Origin of the sequence: Falsiroseomonas sp. (assembly GCF_030695085.1) — a bacterium.
Taxonomy (GTDB): domain Bacteria; phylum Pseudomonadota; class Alphaproteobacteria; order Acetobacterales; family Acetobacteraceae; genus Falsiroseomonas.
Window position 1 is genome coordinate 1 of sequence record NZ_JAUYTS010000111.1, and the last position, 16,772, is coordinate 16,772.

The 16,772-nt window shown below is 72.6% G+C and carries 17 protein-coding genes; 10 read left to right on the forward strand and 7 right to left on the reverse strand.

The genetic code is table 11. The features are described 5' to 3' along the window. Together Q8S40_RS12270 and Q8S40_RS12275 are read left to right on the forward strand one after the other, a co-directional pair. The coding region (locus Q8S40_RS12270) for a patatin-like phospholipase family protein (RefSeq protein WP_305670628.1) at window positions 1-715 on the forward strand (715 nt) is incomplete at its 5' end. After that, window positions 712-2,151 carry a GntP family permease gene (locus Q8S40_RS12275; protein WP_305670629.1) on the forward strand — a complete coding sequence of 480 codons (1,440 nt, stop codon included), beginning with the start codon at window positions 712-714 and terminating at the stop codon, window positions 2,149-2,151. The genes Q8S40_RS12270 and Q8S40_RS12275, both read left to right, overlap by 4 nt. A 12-nt stretch (window positions 2,152-2,163) precedes the next feature. Here Q8S40_RS12275 and Q8S40_RS12280 read toward each other — a convergent pair whose 3' ends face one another. Beyond that, on the reverse strand, window positions 2,164-3,165 hold the full coding sequence (locus tag Q8S40_RS12280; protein WP_305670630.1) for a calcium/sodium antiporter: 1,002 nt from the start codon (window positions 3,163-3,165) through the stop codon (window positions 2,164-2,166). Between the two features lie 239 nt (window positions 3,166-3,404). Here Q8S40_RS12280 and Q8S40_RS12285 point away from each other — a divergent pair, with 239 nt between their 5' ends. Together Q8S40_RS12285 and Q8S40_RS12290 are read left to right on the forward strand one after the other, a co-directional pair. Then, window positions 3,405-3,794, forward strand: a complete 390-nt coding sequence (locus Q8S40_RS12285) for a thioredoxin family protein (RefSeq protein ID WP_305670631.1) — start codon at window positions 3,405-3,407, stop codon at window positions 3,792-3,794. A 7-nt stretch (window positions 3,795-3,801) separates the two neighbouring features. After that, window positions 3,802-4,518: a cytochrome c biogenesis CcdA family protein gene (locus Q8S40_RS12290; RefSeq protein WP_305670632.1), complete on the forward strand. Its 717-nt coding sequence runs from the start codon at window positions 3,802-3,804 to the stop codon at window positions 4,516-4,518. A 193-nt stretch (window positions 4,519-4,711) separates the two neighbouring features. On the opposite strand, the gene mnhG is transcribed toward Q8S40_RS12290, so the two are convergent. Genes mnhG through mbhE form a run of 6 tightly spaced genes read right to left on the reverse strand, consistent with a single transcriptional unit; the run spans window position 4,712 to window position 10,430 of the window. Next, window positions 4,712-5,182, reverse strand: coding sequence for a monovalent cation/H(+) antiporter subunit G (gene mnhG / locus Q8S40_RS12295; protein WP_305670633.1), 471 nt, complete (start codon window positions 5,180-5,182; stop codon window positions 4,712-4,714). Beyond that, on the reverse strand, window positions 5,175-5,456 hold the full coding sequence (locus Q8S40_RS12300; protein WP_305670634.1) for a monovalent cation/H+ antiporter complex subunit F: 282 nt from the start codon (window positions 5,454-5,456) through the stop codon (window positions 5,175-5,177). Before Q8S40_RS12300 ends, mnhG begins: the two co-directional genes overlap by 8 nt. A 5-nt stretch (window positions 5,457-5,461) precedes the next feature. Beyond that, window positions 5,462-7,312 (reverse strand): proton-conducting transporter membrane subunit, encoded by a 1,851-nt coding sequence (locus Q8S40_RS12305; protein ID WP_305670635.1) that lies wholly within the window; start codon window positions 7,310-7,312, stop codon window positions 5,462-5,464. After that, window positions 7,309-7,710: a sodium:proton antiporter gene (locus Q8S40_RS12310; protein ID WP_305670636.1), complete on the reverse strand. Its 402-nt coding sequence runs from the start codon at window positions 7,708-7,710 to the stop codon at window positions 7,309-7,311. The genes Q8S40_RS12305 and Q8S40_RS12310 overlap by 4 nt, the downstream gene beginning before the upstream one ends. Before the next feature lie 36 nt (window positions 7,711-7,746). Continuing rightward, window positions 7,747-8,154: an MnhB domain-containing protein gene (locus tag Q8S40_RS12315; protein ID WP_305670637.1), complete on the reverse strand. Its 408-nt coding sequence runs from the start codon at window positions 8,152-8,154 to the stop codon at window positions 7,747-7,749. After that, the gene (mbhE, locus tag Q8S40_RS12320) at window positions 8,154-10,430 is read right to left on the reverse strand and encodes a hydrogen gas-evolving membrane-bound hydrogenase subunit E (protein WP_305670638.1); all 2,277 of its coding nucleotides are present in this window, start codon (window positions 10,428-10,430) and stop codon (window positions 8,154-8,156) included. Before mbhE ends, Q8S40_RS12315 begins: the two co-directional genes overlap by 1 nt. Window positions 10,431-11,142: 712 nt before the next feature. On the opposite strand from mbhE, the gene trbB reads away from it, so the two are divergent. The 6 genes from trbB to trbL all read left to right on the forward strand — a co-directional run. Further along, window positions 11,143-12,111, forward strand: a complete 969-nt coding sequence (gene trbB, locus Q8S40_RS12325; RefSeq protein WP_305670639.1) for a P-type conjugative transfer ATPase TrbB — start codon at window positions 11,143-11,145, stop codon at window positions 12,109-12,111. Then, window positions 12,108-12,428 (forward strand): TrbC/VirB2 family protein, encoded by a 321-nt coding sequence (locus Q8S40_RS12330; RefSeq protein WP_305670640.1) that lies wholly within the window; start codon window positions 12,108-12,110, stop codon window positions 12,426-12,428. The genes trbB and Q8S40_RS12330 overlap by 4 nt, the downstream gene beginning before the upstream one ends. Beyond that, window positions 12,428-12,700 (forward strand): VirB3 family type IV secretion system protein, encoded by a 273-nt coding sequence (locus Q8S40_RS12335; RefSeq protein ID WP_305670641.1) that lies wholly within the window; start codon window positions 12,428-12,430, stop codon window positions 12,698-12,700. The genes Q8S40_RS12330 and Q8S40_RS12335 overlap by 1 nt, the downstream gene beginning before the upstream one ends. A gap of 7 nt (window positions 12,701-12,707) precedes the next feature. After that, on the forward strand, window positions 12,708-15,146 hold the full coding sequence (gene trbE, locus Q8S40_RS12340; RefSeq protein WP_305670642.1) for a conjugal transfer protein TrbE: 2,439 nt from the start codon (window positions 12,708-12,710) through the stop codon (window positions 15,144-15,146). Continuing rightward, window positions 15,143-15,892, forward strand: coding sequence for a P-type conjugative transfer protein TrbJ (trbJ, locus tag Q8S40_RS12345; protein ID WP_305670643.1), 750 nt, complete (start codon window positions 15,143-15,145; stop codon window positions 15,890-15,892). Before trbE ends, trbJ begins: the two co-directional genes overlap by 4 nt. Before the next feature lie 44 nt (window positions 15,893-15,936). Next, on the forward strand, window positions 15,937-16,772 hold an 836-nt coding region (trbL, locus tag Q8S40_RS12350; protein ID WP_305670644.1), incomplete at its 3' end, for a P-type conjugative transfer protein TrbL.

Consider the following 16,772-nt stretch of genomic DNA (forward strand, 5'->3'; position numbering starts at 1 on the left):
GATCGGCGGGCTCGGCGGCGGCACGGCACTGGGCCAGAATCTCAACCCGCTGCGCCGCCTGCTGGCCGAGGCGGTGGATTTCGAGCGCCTGCGCGCCGCCGACGCGCCGCGGCTGTTCCTCTCGGCGACCGACGTCGCGACCGGCGCCTTGCGTGTCTTCCGCAACGCCGACCTGACGCCCGAGGCTGTGCTGGCCTCGGCCTGCCTGCCGCATCTGTTCCGCGCCGTCGAGATCGACGGCCGCGCCTACTGGGATGGCGGCTACCTGGCCAATCCGCCGCTGGCGCCGCTGATCGCCGAAGCCGACGCGAGCGACCTGCTGATCGTCCAGCTCACCCCGCAGGAACGGCGCGAGGCGCCGCGCGGCGCCGCCGCGACCGCGGAGCGGCTGAACGAGATCGTCTTCAACGCGAGCCTGGTGAACGAACTGCGGGCGATCGCCGCGCTCCAGCGCGCGCTGGCAGAGGGCGGCGGGGCGGGTGCCGGCGCCGAGCCGCTGTTCAACCGGCTCGGCTCGCTGCGGCTGCACCGGATCAGCGCCGACGAAAGCGTCTTCGCGCCCGGCGACAGGGCGCGCCTGCCCGAGTGGTCCTATCTGCAGTGCCTGCACCAGCAGGGCTTCGATGCCGCCGGCGCCTGGCTCGCGCGCCACCGCGCCGATCTCGGCCGGCGCGCCACGCTGGCCGTCCCGCCCGACGCCGGAATGCTGCCTTGAGCGGCATCCTCGGCATCCTCGCCGCGCTGGCGCTGCTGATCCTGCTCGCCTATCGCGGGGTCAGCGTGCTGGTCGCCGCCCCGCTCGCCGCCCTGGCCGCGGTGCTGGCGGCGGGCGCGCCGGCGCTGGCCTCGCTCACCCATGTCATGATGCCCGCGCTCGGCGGCTTCCTCGCGCAGTTCCTCGCGCTGTTCGTGCTCGGCGCCATCTTCGGCAAGCTGATGGAGGAGACCGGCGCGGCGCGCGCCCTGGCCGCGGCGCTGGCGGCGCGGCTCGGCCCGGCCAACGCCATCCCGGCGGTGGTGCTGGCCTGCGCGGCGCTGACCTATGGCGGGGTGTCGCTGTTCGTCGTCGCCTTCGCGGTGCAGCCGCTGGCCGCGGAGCTGTTCGCCCGCGCCCGCCTGCCGCGCGCGCTGATTCCGGCGACCATCGCGCTCGGCGCCTTCACCTTCACCATGACGGCGCTGCCCGGCACGCCGGCGATCCAGAACGCCATCCCGATGCCGTTCTTCGGCACCACCGCCTTCGCCGCCCCCGGGCTCGGGCTGATCGGCGGCGCGGTGATGCTGGGCTTCGGCCTCGCCTGGCTGCTGTGGCGGGCGCGGCGCGGCCGCTTCGCCGCCGATGCGCCGGAGCCGCCGCCGCCCGCGCCGGCGCGGCTGCGCGAGATGGCGCAGGGCGAGGGCTTCGACATCGCCGAGGCGCTGCGCGATGGCGCGCCTGCCGCACCGGCGCCGCCGCTGGCACTGGCCGCTGCGCCGATCCTGCTGGTGGTCGCGTTGAACGGCGTCTTCGCCGGCCTGGTCCTGCCCGCCCTGCTGGCCGGGCAGCCGGCCGATCCGCGCCTGGGCGCGACGGATCCGGCGAACCTGATCGGGTATTGGGCGATCCTGCTCGCGCTCGCCGCCACCATCGTGCTGACCGTGCTGGCCAATCTCCGCCGCCTGCCGCGGCTGACCGAGACCCTTGGCGCCGGCGCCAACGCCGCGGCGATCCCGGCGCTCAATACGGCGGTGCTGGTGGGTTTCGGCGCCGTGGTCGCCTCGCTGCCGGCCTTCGGGCTGGTGCGCGACGCGGTGCTCGGCATCGCGCCGGGCAATCCGCTGATCTCGCTCTCGATCGCGGTGAACATCCTGGCCGGCATCACCGGCTCCGCCTCGGGCGGGATGAGCATCGCGCTCGGCACCATGGGCGAGACCTATCTCGCGCGCGGGCTCGCCGCCGGCATCGCGCCGGAAGTGCTGCACCGGGTGACCGCCATCGCCACCGGCGGGCTCGATGCGCTGCCGCACAGCGGCGCGGTGGTCACGCTGCTGGCGATCTGCCGGCTGACCCACCGCGAAGCCTATGCCGACATCTTCGCCGTCGCCTGCGCCGGGCCGATCCTGGCGCTGGTGGTCGTGCTCGTCCTCGCCGGGCGGTTCGGCGCGTTCTGAGCGCGGCCCACGTCACGCCGCCGGCCAGATCGACCAGACATACAACGCGTAGAGCGCGAGCAGCCCCGCGCCCTCCCGGCGGCCGATCCGCCAACCGGTCCGCGCCACCAGCAGCAGCAGCAAGGACACGCCGAGCATCACCCAGCCATCGTAGGCGACGATCGCCGCGGGTATGGGCGTGGGCGCGATCAGCGCCGTCGCCCCGCCGATGCCGAGGATGTTGTAGATGTTGGAGCCGAGCACGTTGCCCAGCGCCACATCGGCGTGGCGGCGCAGCGCGGCGATCACCGAGGTCACCAGTTCGGGCAGCGAGGTGCCGATCGCGACGATGGTCAGCCCGATCACCGTCTCCGACACGCCGAGCCCGCGCGCGAGCGCAACCGCGCCGTCCACAAGCAGGCCGCCGCCGAGCACCACCAACGCGAGCCCGCCGAAGGCGAAGCCGGCCGAGACCGCAACCCCCTTCCACCCAGCTCCCGGTGCCGAGGCGTTGGTCGCGTGCACGCCGCTCCGGTGGACATCCTCGAAGGCGACAGCCTTCTCGTAGGCGGCGGTGTGGTCTGGTTCGCCGCGGCTCTCCGCGCGCCAAGCGTAGGCGATGTAGGCGACCAGCCCGGCCAGGAACAGCGTGCCCACGGCGCGGTCGAGCATGCCGAAGACGCCGACGCCGGCGAAGGCCAGCGCCACCGCCGCGCCGATCGTGCCGTCGCGGCGCAGCGCCCCGCGCCCGACGGCGATCGGCGTGATCAGCGCGGCGATGCCCAGGATCACCAGGATGTTGGCGATGTTGGAGCCGACTATGTTGCCCACCGCGATCCCCGGCGAGCCGGCCAGCGAGGCCTTCACGCTGGTCACCAGCTCGGGCGTCGAGGTGCCGAAGCCGACCAGGGTGAGGCCGATCAGCAGCGGCGAGATGCCCATTCTTTCGGCGATCTGCACAGCGCCGCGCACGAACAGCTCCCCGCCCACCACCAGCAGGACAAGGCCGCCTACGATCAGAAGAGCGTCATGCATGAGTGGTCCTAAGTGTGCAGGTGGCGCCCGCCAGGCGGCGGAAAGATCAGGCTAGCGGAGTCTGAACCGGTTCGCCCGCTCGAGTCACCCGCGGGGAGCTGTTTCGCACGCGAGCCGCCGGGAGGCGAGTGGCCCCGCCGACCGCCTGCGTTCCTGTTTTGGCGAGCGTGCAGGCCGGGGCGTAACCGCCACTGGCCGCCCGACGAACGCCACGGGAACCCGATCCACCGGAGAACCCCATGCTGCGCCGTCTCACCCTCGCCACTCTCGCCGCCCTGCCGCTGTTCGCTGCCGCGCCGGCGCGCGCCGCGGAGCGCCAGCCCTTCACCGATGCGGCCTTCGCTGCGGCGCAGGAGGCCGGGCGCCCGATCCTGATCGAGGTGACCGCCCCCTGGTGCCCGACCTGCCGCGCGCAGAAGCCGCATGTGGACGCCGTCGCCGCCGATCCGCGCATGCGCGAGGCGGTGCTGCTCTCGATCGGCTTCGACAGCCAGAAGGACGCACTGCGTCGGCTGAACGTGCGCAGCCAGTCCACCCTGATCGCGCTGCGCGGGCGCGAGGAGCGCGGGCGCGCGACCGGCATCACCGATGGCGCGGCCATTCGCGACCTGCTGCTGCGCGCGCTGTAGCGCGCCGATGGTCTCGCTGCTGCTGGCGGGGCTGGCGGGGATGCTCGCCAGCCTCTCTCCCTGCGTGCTGCCGATCCTGCCGATCGTGCTGGCGGCGGCCGGCGCCGAGCATCGCCTCGGGCCGCTGGCGCTGGCCGGTGGCCTCGCGCTGAGTTTTGCGGGTGCGGGGATGCTGCTCGGCCTCGCCGGCTTCGCGCTCGGGCTGGAGGGCGAGGTGCTGCGCGTCGGCGCCGCCGTGCTGATGCTGCTGGCCGGGGCGGCGCTGCTGATGTCGTCGGTGGCGGCCCGGCTGTCGGCGGCGGCGGAGCACGCGCTGCGGCCCATCACCGCCCATGCCGCGCGGATGTCGGCGCGCGGCATCGGCAGGCAGTTCGCGCTCGGCGCCGTGCTCGGCCTGGCCTGGGCGCCCTGCACCGGGCCGGCGCTGGGCGCCGCGGTCGCGCTCTCGGCGCAGGCCGCGACGGCGCCGCAGGCGGCGGCGACGATGCTCGCCTTCGCGATCGGCGCCGCGCTGCCGCTGGTCGCGCTGGGCTATGCGGCACGCGGATCGGTGCCGGCGCTGAGGCGCCGGCTGGGCGGCGCGGGCGGGGCAATCCGCCCGGTGCTGGGTGGTGCGCTCGCGCTATTCGGGGTGCTGGTGCTCACCGGCCTCGACAAGCGGATCGAGGCCGTGGTGACCGCGGCACTCCCTGACGCTTGGGTGGACATGATCGTGCGGTTCTGATCGCGCGCGGCAGCGCCCCCGGTCGGCGTCGGCACGCGGGCGAGCGGGGCCGGATGGCGCCGCGGAGCGCCATCGAGCACCTAACAGCCGGAGACCTTTCGCGCGGGCTCTGCCGGGCAAAGCGGCCCCTCGAGGGATACTCGAGGAGAGCGGCATCTGTCGAGGGGCGGGATGCCGCTGCGGCACGGGCCGGTCAGGATGGCGTGCCGCTTTTCCCGCCCGTGGATGCGGGGCGCGCGAGGCCCCCAGGCGGGGTCGGCATGGCCTCGATGGCCGGCGCGGGCATGGCGGCGGCGTGCTTCGCCAGGATGGGCAAGCCGCCGTCCTCGTCGATGGACTGGCGCGGCAGCACGCCGGCCAGCGCATCGGCGCTGCCGGGCCACAGCGGCGCGCCGCCGATATAGGCCGCACGCCCCAGCGCATGCGAGGAGATCGGCACCGTCACCAGCAGGAACAGCACGATCAGGCCGACGCGCAGCCAGGCATCGGCGCCGCCGAAGGCGAGCCCGGCGCCGGCCAGCATCAGCCCGGCGCCCACCACGCCCGCCTTGGTGGCGGCGTGCATCCGCAGGAAGGCATCGGGCAGGCGCGCCACGCCGATCGCCGCGATCAGCGCGATGGCGGCGCCGAGCACCAGCAGCAGGGCGGCCAGGATCTCAGTCATCGCGCGCCTCCGGCGGGCGCGAGGCGCGGGTGATGAAGGCGGCGACGCCGACGGCGCCGACGAAGCCCACCAGCCCGAGGCCGAGCGCGATGTCGAGCAGCGCGAGATGCCCGCCGGCCACCGCCGCCAGCGTGGTGACGCCGACCGCGAGCAGGCCGAGCAGGTCCATCGCCACCGCGCGGTCGGCGATGCCCGGGCCGCGCAGCATCCGCCAGCCGGTGAGCGCCACCGCGGCGGCGAGCAGCAGCGCCGAGAGCGCGAGGGCCGCGCCCATCAGGGTCATGGCAGCACGCGCATCGCCGGCGCCTCCAGCCGCTCGGCGATGGAGGCCCGCACCGCGTCGGGGTCGGCCGCGTCCATCGCGTGGACATACATCACCTTGCGGTCGCGCGAGACATGCAGCGCCGTGGTGCCGGGGGTGAGCGTCACCATGTGGGCGAGCAGCGTGACGCCGGCCGCCGAGCGCAGCCGGAGCGGCACCGCGACGATCCCCGGCCGCAGTTCGAGCCGCGGCGAGAGCGTGGCGCGCATCACCGCGGCGGCCGAGAGCAGCAATTCGCGCAGGAACAGCGCCGCGAGCCACAGCCAGGCGAGGAGGTTCCAGGGGCGCGGCCGGCTCACGGGCGGGCTCCGAGCACGGCGGCGATTATAGGCCTCGCGGTTCGTGAGCTGTTCGCCGGCAGCCAGCGCATAGGCGGCGAAGGGCTCGGCCCACAGCCCGATGCCGAGGGTGACCAGCGCCAGCACGGCGACGGGGCCGAGCAGCAGCCAGCGCTCGCGCCCGGCCAGCGCGACCACCGCGGCGCCCGCCGGCGGCTCCTTCCAGAACGCCTCGATCCAGATCTTGAGCATCGAGTAGAGGGTGAGGATGCCGGTGCCGAGCGCCACCGCGGCGAGCACGTACCAGCCCGCGTCGAAGCCCGACTTCACCACCATGAACTTGGCCCAGAAGCCCGACAGCGGCGGCAGCCCGGCGAGCGACAGGGCCGGGATCGCGAACAGGATGCCGAGCCAGGGGTCGCGCCGCCACAGCCCGCCGAGCGCAGCCAGCGAGAAGCTGCCGCCGGCGCGGCGGATCGCGCCCGCCACCAGGAACAGGTTCGCCTTCACGATGATGTGGTGGATGATGTAGAACACCGCGCCGGCGACCGCGAAGGGCGTGGCCACCGCCAGGCCCACGATCATGTAGCCGATCTGGCTGATGATGTGGAAGGACAGGATGCGCCGGAGATCCCAGTGCGCCGCCGCGCCCAGCACGCCCACCACCATGGTGCCGGCCGCCACCGCCCAGAGCAGCGGCGCCATCCAGTCCTGCCCCGCCGGGAAGACTAGCGTGACCGCGCGGATCATCGCATAGACACCGACCTTGGTGAGCAGCCCGGCGAAGATGGCCGCGACCGGTGCGGCCGCCGTGTGGTAGGAGGCCGGCAGCCAGAAGAACAGCGGGAACACCGCCGCCTTGGCGCCGAAGGCGGCGAGCAGCAGGAAGGCCACCGCCGCCGCCGCGCCCTGGTTCGGCACCTCGGGCATCCGCCGCGCCATGTCGGCGAGGTTGAGCGTGCCGGTGAGGCCATAGGCGAGGCCGACGGCGATCAGGAACACCGTCGTCGCCACCAGGTTCAGCACCGCGTATTTCACCGCCGCGTCGAGCTGCGCGCGCCCGCCGCCCAGCACGAGCAGGCCGAAGGAGGCGATCAGCATCACCTCGAACCAGACATAGAGGTTGAACAGGTCGCCGGCCAGGAAGGCGCCCGCCACGCCGAGCACCAGCGCCGCGAGCAGCGGGTGCCACAGCCCTTCCTCGGCGCGCACGCCAGGGTCGGCATGGGCCTGGACGGCGGTCACGGCATAGATCAGCGCGGTGATGGCGACCATCGCGGAGGAGAACAGGTCGGCCACCAGCGTGATGCCGAAGGGCGCCGCCCAGTCGCCCATCTGGGTCGCGATCACGCCGCGGCGGACCACCTCTGCGACCAGCGCGCCGGCGGCCAGCAGCATCGCGGCGGCGGCGCTGCCGGTGACCAGGCGCTGCGCGCGCGCCCGCCCGCGCAGCGCCGCGGACAGCGCGCAGGCGATCAGCGGGACCAGCACCGGCAGCGCCAGCAGCCAGTCGGCGCGCGAGGCGATCATGGCCGCGCCTCCGCCTCGGCGGCGGCCTCCTTGTCGGTGCTGGGCAGCGCCGGCGGTTCGGCGCGGCGCAGCGTCTCGGGGTCGAGCGTGCCCTCGGCCCGCCAGGTTGCCCAGGCCAGCACCATGACGAAGGCCGTGAGGGCGAATGAGATCACGATGGCGGTGAGCACCAGCGCCTGGGGCAGCGGGTTGGAGGCGCCGGCGGCGAGCGCCTGGGCGCCGCGCTCGACCAGCGGCGGCGCCGTGCCGGCCACGCGCCCGGCGGCGATGATCGACAGGTTCGCGGCGTTGCCGAGCAGCATCAGCCCGAGGATCACGCGCGGCAGCGAGCGCGCCAGCAGCATGTAGCAGGCGGCGGCCAGCAGCAGGCCGAACAGCAGGGCGAGCAGCGTTTCCATCTTAGAGCCGCCCCGCCCGTGCGAACCGTGCCGCCTTCATGCCGCGTCCTCGCCCAGGAAGGGCAGCACGAAGGCCAGCGCGAAGCCCAGCACCACGAGATAGACGCCGATGTCGAAGGGGATCGCGGTGCCGATCGGCAGGCCCTCCATCCACTGGTGCGTCAGCAGCGGTTCGGCGTGCAGCAGCAGCGCCGGCAGGCCGGAGCCGGCGGCCAGCAGCAGCCCGATGCCGCCCCAGGCCAGCGGGTCGAGCCGCAGCACGCGCCGCGTCGCCGGGGGGCCCCGCGCCAGGGCGTGGAAGACGAAGCCGAGCGCGCCGATCAGCCCGCCGATGAACCCGCCGCCCGGCTCGTTGTGGCCGCGCAGCAGCACGAAGACCGACAGCGCGACGCAGGCCCACAGCACGTAGCGCGCCGAGGCGCGCAGGATCAGGCTGTCCAGCATCAGCCCGGCTTCCCGGTCCGGCGCAGCAGCACCGTGGCGGCAAGTGCTGCGATCAGCAGCACCGCGATCTCGCCCAGCGTATCGAGCGCCCGGAAATCCACGATGATGACATTGACGACGTTGCGGCCTTTCGCCTCCGGCACGGCGGCCTTACCCATCCATTCGGTGATGAAGGGGTCGAAGGGCACCGACAGCACTGCGAGCAGGATGGCGGTGCCGGCCGCGCCCACGCCGGCGGCGAGCAGCGCGTCGCGCCGGCGCTCCGGCGCGCGCCGCGCGTCCGGCGCGTGGAAGGGCAGCCGCGCCAGAATCGCGACCAGCAGCACGATGGCCAGGATCTCGACGGTGAACTGGGTGAAGGCGAGGTCGGCCGCGCCCAGCGTCAGGAACAGGATGCCGACGCCGAAACCGACGAGTGCTGCCGCCATCACCTGGCCGAACAGCGCACGCAGCCGGCAGGCGGCCAGCGCGCCGGCGAGGATGACGGCCGCGAGCGCGAGTTGTGCCGGCCCGGCCCACGGACCGGGCAGCGGCAGCGCGAGCCCCCCGCGAGCCACCAGAACCAGCGCCGCGCCGGCGAAGACCAATGCGAGGTTCGCCGCCAGGTAGCCGCGCAGGCTGCCGCCCTGCACCCGGCGCGTGAGCGCCACGGCGACGGCCGAGACGGCGCGCATCGCGCGGCCATAGCCGGCGTCCGGACCGTAGGTGTCGAGCCAGGTCTGGCCAGCCAGCGTGGGCTGCAGGCGCCGCCAGCCCAGGAACATCAGCAGGCCGAGGCCGAGCGCGGCGAAGGACATGGTCATCACCACCGTGCCGCCCTGTTTCTCGCCGAGTGCGATGCCCGTCGGCCGGCCGAGGATGGCGCCGGCCGCAGGCTCGATGATGGCGGCTGAGATGAGGTGCGGCGCCATGCCGAACACGAGCCCGAGCGTTGCCAGAACGATCGGCGCCACAAGCAGCGCAACCGCCGGGTCCTTCGCGACGCCCCCGGTTTCCATCGGCTTGCCCATGAATGGCCGGGCCGCCACCACGCCCGCCACCACCACCATCGCCGCGTTCACCAGCAGCGCGACCGCCGGCAGCAGCCTCGGCACGCCGAGCTGCACGGTGAACAGCAGGTCCTTTGCGAAGGCGCCGATGAAGCCCGGCGCACCCGCCATGGAGAGCCCCGCCAGCAGCGCCGCGGCCGCGGTGATGGGCATGCGGCGGCCCAGGCCGCGCAGCTGCATCGCGTCCCGCGTGCCGGCCTTCTTGTCCACGATGCCGGCGATCAGGAAAAGACTCGCCTTGTAAAGCGCATGGACCAGCAGGAAGACGACCGCGGCGGTCGCGGCGAGCGGGTCCTCGATGCCGATTAACGCGACCAGCGTGCCGAGCGCCACCACAGTGGACCAGGCGAGCTTGCGCTTGAGGTCGCGCTCGCGCAGCGCCAGCACCGCGCCCGCCAGCATGGTGGCGGTGCCGACGCCGATGAGCAGCCCCTGCCACAGCGCCAGCGCCTCGAAGGCGGGATTCAGCCGCGCCAGCAGATAGACCCCGAGCTTCACCATGGTGGCCGAATGCAGATAGGCCGAGACCGGCGAGGGTGCGACCATGGCGTTGGGCAGCCAGAAATGCAGCGGCCACTGCGCGCTCTTGGCGAAGCAACCGATTGCGATCAGCACCACGATCCAGGGCGCCGCCGGATGTGCGGCGAGGGTGCTGCCCTGCGCCAGGATGGCGGAAATGCGGAAGGTGCCGGCGGCATCCCCCAGCAGCAGGAGCCCTGCGAGCATGGCGAGGCCGCCGGCCACCGTCACCATCAGCCCCTGCTGCGCGGCACGGCGCGCCTCGGCGCGATGGGCGTCGAAGCCGATCAGCATGAAGGAGGCGAGGCTGGTGAGTTCCCAGAAGGCGAACAGCAGCAGCAGGTCGTCGGCCAGAACCGCGCCCAGCATCGCCGCCATGAACAGCGTGAGCACCGCGAGGAAGCGGTGCAGCAGCGGGTGCCCTTCAAGATAGGCGGCAGCGTAGAGGAACACGCCGGCACCGATGCCGGCGATCAGCAGCGCGAAAAGGCGCGACAGGCCGTCGAGGCGGAAAGCGAGCTCTACGCCGAGCGTCGGGATCCAAGGCAGGCTGAACATGGCCCCGTCGGGGGTCGTGAGGACCAGCAGGAACAGCGCCGCCGGGAGCGCGGCGAGCCAGGGCGCCATGACGGGGGCACGGCGCAGCCCCCAGCCAACCAGCGGGACGCAGGCCAGGGCAAGGAGCGGAATGGCGGGCAGCGCGAGCATGCCGCCTGTTTGCAGGCTTCGCACCGGCAGGTAAAGGACGCACCGCGATACGAAGCCATGCGGATGCCGCTTCTGCTTTCGAACGGCGCTGGCGCCGGAACGTGGGGATATGTGCGGGTTCCGAAAACTTCGCCCCGTGACGACGGCCCCCGTGATGGGCCCAGTCCTCGCGGTCCTCTTCCGCACGACGGATGACCGGCGCTAACGCGTCCCGAGGTCGAGAACCATCTGGGTCCAACGCAGCCAGATGCCACGCAAGCACAGGTCGAGCGAGGCTGTCTCCGCTTGGCGCTTCTCCCTTTGCGGCGGTTGCGCCTTGACGCTTGCGGCTTGTCGCTTGGAGACGCGCCCCGGCCTGACGCACGGGGCGGCCGGAGGCCCACGCCGTCTCGCCGTGGTTCTGCAACACCTGTGGGCTGACTGCAACGGCCGCCTCGCTCGTGACGTCAATCGGTTCATTGCAGGATCGCCACCGCCATCGTCGGAATGTCCATGATGCTCACCGTGCGCCGGCGCCCGCCCGCAAAACCCGTAGCTCGAATTCGAACTTCCCGGACGCGCTGTTGGATCGGGTTGAGGTCGCCACTCGCCTGCCGTCATGCGCCACGCCACTACGCGACCGTCGTGCTTGTTGAACCCGCCCCTACCTGCCGCTCTCTAATCGTCCCCGCCCGCTTCGGCGCCTCCGCCGCGGCATCACCACGGGGACCGCATGTCGCTGCACCCGCTCAAGGCCGAGACGACCGCCCGGGGCGCGCGGATGCTGCGCACGGCCTTCGGTCCCGGCATCGCGGCGTGGCTGGAGGACCCGGCCGTCGTCGAGGTGATGCTGAACCCCGACGGCCGTCTCTGGATCGACCGTCTCTCGAACGGCCTCGCCGACACCGGCCAACGCCTGGCCTTCCCCGATGGCGAGCGCATCATCCGCCTCGTCGCGCACCATGTCGGCGCCGAGGTGCATGCGGACCGCCCCTGCGTCTCGGCGGAGCTGCCCGAGACGGGTGAGCGCTTCGAAGGCCTGCTGCCACCCGTCGTCGCAGCCCCCGCCTTCTCGATCCGCAAGCCTGCTGTCGCGGTGTTCACGCTCGAGGACTACGTCGCCGCCGGCATCATGACGGTCGGGCAGGCCGCCGCGCTGCGCTGCGCCGTCGCGGAGCGCCGCAACATCCTGGTCGCGGGCGGCACCTCCACCGGCAAGACCACGCTGACCAACGCCCTGCTCGCCGAGGTGGCCCGCGAGGGCGGCCGTGTCGTGCTGATCGAGGACACGCGCGAACTCCAGTGCCAAGCGCCGAACCTGGTCGCGCTGCGCACCAAGGATGGCGTCGTCACCCTCTCGGAACTCGTCCGCCGCGCGCTGCGCCTGCGCCCCGACCGCATTCCCATCGGGGAGGTGCGCGGCGCCGAGGCGCTCGACCTCCTCAAGGCCTGGGGCACCGGCCATCCCGGCGGCATCGGCACCATCCACGCAGGGAGCGCCCTTGGCGCGCTGCGCCGGCTCGAGCAGCTGATCCAGGAAGCCGTCGTCACTGTCCCGCGGGCGCTGATCGCCGAGACAATCGACGTCATCGCCGTGCTCGCCGGTCGCGGCGCCGGCCGCCGCCTCGTCGAGCTCGCCCAGGTCCGCGGCCTGACCGCAGCCGGCGACTACGACCTCACCCCCACAGGAGACACACCATGACGCCCACGCTGCGCACGCGCCTCGCCGGCGCGGCCGCCTTCGCACTCTGCCTCGCCCTCGCCGCGCCCGCCCACGCCGCGGGCTCCAACATGCCCTGGGAGCAGCCGCTGCAGCAGGTGCTGGAATCCATCGAGGGTCCCGTCGCCAAGATCATCGCGGTGATCATCATCATCGTGACGGGCCTGACGCTGGCCTTCGGGGACACCTCGGGCGGCTTCCGGCGGCTGGTGCAGATCGTCTTCGGGATCTCGATCGCCTTCGCGGCATCGAGCTTCTTCCTGTCCTTCTTCCAGTTCGGCGGCGGGGCGCTGATCTGATGGCCGCGCCGGCCGATCCCTTCCCGGGCTTCTCGGCACCGGTGCATCGCGCGCTGATCGAGCCGATCCTGCTCGCCGGCGCGCCGCGCGCGGTCGCCATCGCCAACGGCACGCTCGCCGCGGCAATTGGCCTCGGCCTGCGACTCTGGGTCGCGGGCGTGCTGATCTGGCTGGTCGGCCACCTCGCCGCCGTCTGGGCGGCGCGGCGGGATGCGCAGTTCGTCGAGGTGGCGCGCCGGCATCTGCGCTATCCGGCCTGGCTGCGCGCGTGAGGCGGCGATGCTGAACCTCGCCGAATACCGCCGGAAGCCCCAGACGCTCGCCGACTTCCTGCCCTGGGCCGCCCTGGTGGCACCCGGCGTCGTGCTCAACAAGGACGGTTCCTTCCAGCGCAGCGCCCGCTTCCGCGGCCCCGACTTGGACAGCGCCACGCCGGCCGAGCTCGCGGCTACCGCCGCGCGGCTGAATGGCGCGCTGCGGCGGCTCGGCTCGGGCTGGGCGATCTTCGCAGAGGCGCAGCGCATCCCGGCGCGGGGATACCCCGGCAGTACATTCCCCGACCCGGTCTCGGCCCTGGTCGACGCCGAACGCCGCGCCCAGTTCGAAGAGGCCGGCGCGCATTTCGAGAGCCGCTACACCCTCACCTTCGCTTGGCTGCCGCCCGCCGATGACGCGGCCCGTGCCGAGGGCTGGCTCTACGAGGGCACGCAGGGCATCGACGCCGCGAGCGGCCGGGAGGCGCTGCGCGGCTTCATCGACCGGACCGACCGCGTGCTCGACCAGATCGAGGCCTTCGTGCCGGAGGCGCGTTGGCTTGACGACGCCGAGACGCTGACCTTCCTGCACTCGACGGTCTCCACCCGCCGCCACCTGGTCCGCATGCCCGAGACGCCGATGCATCTCGACGCACTGCTCGCCGACCAGCCGCTGGTGGGCGGCCTCGCGCCGCTGCTCGGCGAAGCGCATCTGCGCGTCCTCACCATCATCGGCTTCCCGAGCGCAACGTTCCCCGGGATCCTCGACGAGCTGAACGCGCTCGCCTTCGAGTATCGCTGGTGCACCCGCGCCATCTGCCTCGACCGGACGGACGCGCAGAAATTGCTGACGCGCATCCGCCGGCAGTGGTTCGCCAAGCGCAAGTCGATCGCCGCCATCCTCAAGGAGGTGATGACCAACGAGCAGAGCGTCCTGCTCGACAGCGACGCCGCCAACAAGGCCGCCGACGCCGACGAGGCGCTCCAGGAGCTCGGCCGGGACGTCGCCGGCTGGGCCTATGTTACGGCAACCGTCACGGTCTGGGACGAGGACGCCCGCGCCGCCGACGACAAGCTCCGCCTGGTCGAGAAGGTCATCCAGTCGCGCGACTTCACGGTAATCCGCGAGGGGGTGAACGCCGTCGAGGCCTGGCTCGGCAGCCTGCCAGGGCACCTTTATGCCAATGTCCGGCAGCCGCCGATCTCGACGCTGAACCTCGCCCACATCGTGCCGATCTCGGCCGTCTGGGCCGGGCCGGAGCGGAATGAGCATCTCGGCGGCCCGCCGCTCTTCCATGCGCGGACGGAGGGATCGACGCCGTTCCGCTTCTCGCTGCATGTGGGCGATGTCGGCCACACGCTCGTCATCGGCCCGACCGGCGCGGGCAAGTCGGTGCTTCTGGCGCTGATGGCGCTGCAGTTCCGCCGCTACGCCGGCGCGCAGGTCTTCGCCTTCGACTTCGGCGGCTCGATCCGCGCCGCCGCGATCGCCGTGGGCGGCGACTGCCATGACCTCGGCGGCGCGCTGGCCGGCGACATGGCCGAACCGGTGGCGCTGCAACCGCTCGCGCGGATCGACGCACCGGAGGAACGCGCCTGGGCGGCGGAGTGGATCGCCGGCCTGCTCGCCCGCGAGGGCGTGCCGATCGATCCGACGGTGAAGGACCATCTCTGGTCCGCGCTCACCAGCCTCGCCTCCGCGCCGATCCATGAGCGCACGCTGACCGGCCTCGCTGTCCTGCTGCAGTCGCAGGCGCTCAAGCGCGCGCTCGAGCCCTTCACCCTCGCCGGCCCCTGGGGCCGATTGCTCGACGCCGAGGCGGAGCGGCTGGGCGAGGCCGAGGTGCAGGCCTTCGAGACCGAGGGGCTGATCGGCACCGCCGCCGCCCCCGCCGTGCTGGCGTACCTCTTCCACGCCATCGGCCGCCGCCTCGATGGTCGGCCGACGCTCATCATCGTCGACGAGGGATGGCTCGCGCTCGACGACGCCTCCTTCGGCGCGCAGCTGCGCGAATGGCTCAAGACGCTCCGCAAGAAGAACGCTGCGGTGATCTTCGCGACGCAGTCGCTGGCCGACGTCGACCGCTCCGCCATCGCGCCCGCGATCATCGAGAGCTGCCCGACGCGGGTCTTCCTGCCGAACGAGCGCGCGCTCGAGCCGCAGATCGCGGCGATGTACGCGCGCTTCGGGCTGAATGACCGCCAGACGGAGATCCTCGCCCGGGCCACACCCAAGCGCGACTATTACTGCCAGTCCCGCCGCGGCAACCGGCTCTTCGAGCTGGGGCTGTCGGAGGTCGCGCTCGCCTTCTGCGCGGCCTCGTCCAAGACCGACCAGGCGGCCATCGCCGAGACCCTCGCCACCCATGGCCGCAGCGGCTTCGCGCGCGGCTGGCTGCTGCGCCATGGCCTCGACTGGGCCGCCGAGCTCCTGCCCGAACCTCCGGAGGACACCGCCCGATGATCCGCCGTCCTCTCCGCGCAGCGTTGCTCGGCGCGGCCCTCCTCGGCATGCCGATCTCCGTCACGGTCACGCCCGCACAGGCGCAGTGGACCGTCTTCGACCCCTGGAACTACGCGCAAAACATCCTCTCCGCCGCCCGCGCGCTGGACCAGATCAACAACCAGATCGCCTCGCTCCAGAACGAGGCGCAGATGCTGATCAACCAGGCGCGCAACCTCGCGAGCCTGCCTTACTCCTCGCTGATGCGGCTGCAGCAGTCCTTCACGCGCACGCAGCAGCTGATCGCCCGCGCCCAGCGCCTCGCCTACGAGGTCACCGACATCGAGCGCGCCTTCACCCAGGGCTACGGCAGTGCCGCCTCGCTCGGCTCCAGCCAGCAGATGTTCGCCAACGCCCGCGAGCGCTGGCAGACCTCCGTCGCCGGCTTCCAGGACGCGCTGATGACCCAGGCGACCGTGGTCGGCAACCTGACCGGCACCCGCGCCGAGATCGAGGCACTGATCGGCCAGAGCCAGGGTGCCACCGGCGCGCTTCAGGCCGCGCAGGCGGGCAACCAGCTTCTGGCCTTGCAGTCGCAGCAGATCGCCGACCTCACCGCGCTCCTCGCCGCGCACGGTCGCGCCCAGGCGCTTGAGGCCGCGCGCGTGGCCAGCGGCGAGGAGCAGGCGCGCGAGCAGCTGGAGCGTTTCCTGGCGCCTGGGGCCGGCTACCAGCCGGGCTCGGCGCAGATGTTCCATGGCCGCTGAGGGGTGGTCGTGGCGCCGTATCTCCGCACACCTTGGGACGTGCCATGAACGGCACTGGAGTCATCGACCGCTTCCTCGATGTCTTCACCCGCTACATCGACAGCGGCTTCGGGCTGCTCGGCGGCGAGGTCGCCTTCCTCGCCGCGACGCTCATCGTCATCGACATAACCCTCGCCGCGCTCTTCTGGGCCTGGGGCGCCGACGACGACATCATCGCGCGCCTGATCAAGAAGACCCTCTTCGTGGGTGTCTTTGCCTGGATCATCGGCAACTGGAATTTCCTCGCCCAGATCATCTTCGACAGCTTCGCCGGGCTCGGCCTCGTTGCCTCGGGCTCGACCATCACGGCGCAGCAGCTGCTCCAGCCGGGCCGGGTCGCGCAGGTCGGCCTTGATGCCGGGCGGCCGCTGCTCCAGGCCGTCTCCGGCCTCATGGGCTACATCTCGTTCTTCACGAACTTCGTCCAGATCGCGATCCTGATGTTCGCCTGGGCGGTCGTGCTGCTGTCCTTCTTCATCCTGGCGATCCAGCTCTTCGTCACGCTGATCGAGTTCAAGCTCACCACGCTGGCGGGCTTCGTGCTGGTACCCTTCGGGCTGTTCGGCAAGACCGCCTTCCTCGCCGAGCGCGTGCTCGGCAACGTCGTCTCGTCGGGGGTGAAGGTGCTGGTGCTCGCCGTCATCATCGGCATCGGCTCGACGCTCTTCGCGCAGTTCACCGCGGGGTTCGGCGCCAACCAGCCGACCATCGACGAGGCGATGTCCATCGTGCTGGCGGCGCTGGCGCTGCTGGCACTCGGGATCTTCGGGCCGGGCATCGCCAACGGGCTGATCTCCGGCGGGCCGCAGCTCGGCGCTGGCGCGGCGGTCGGTACGGGCCT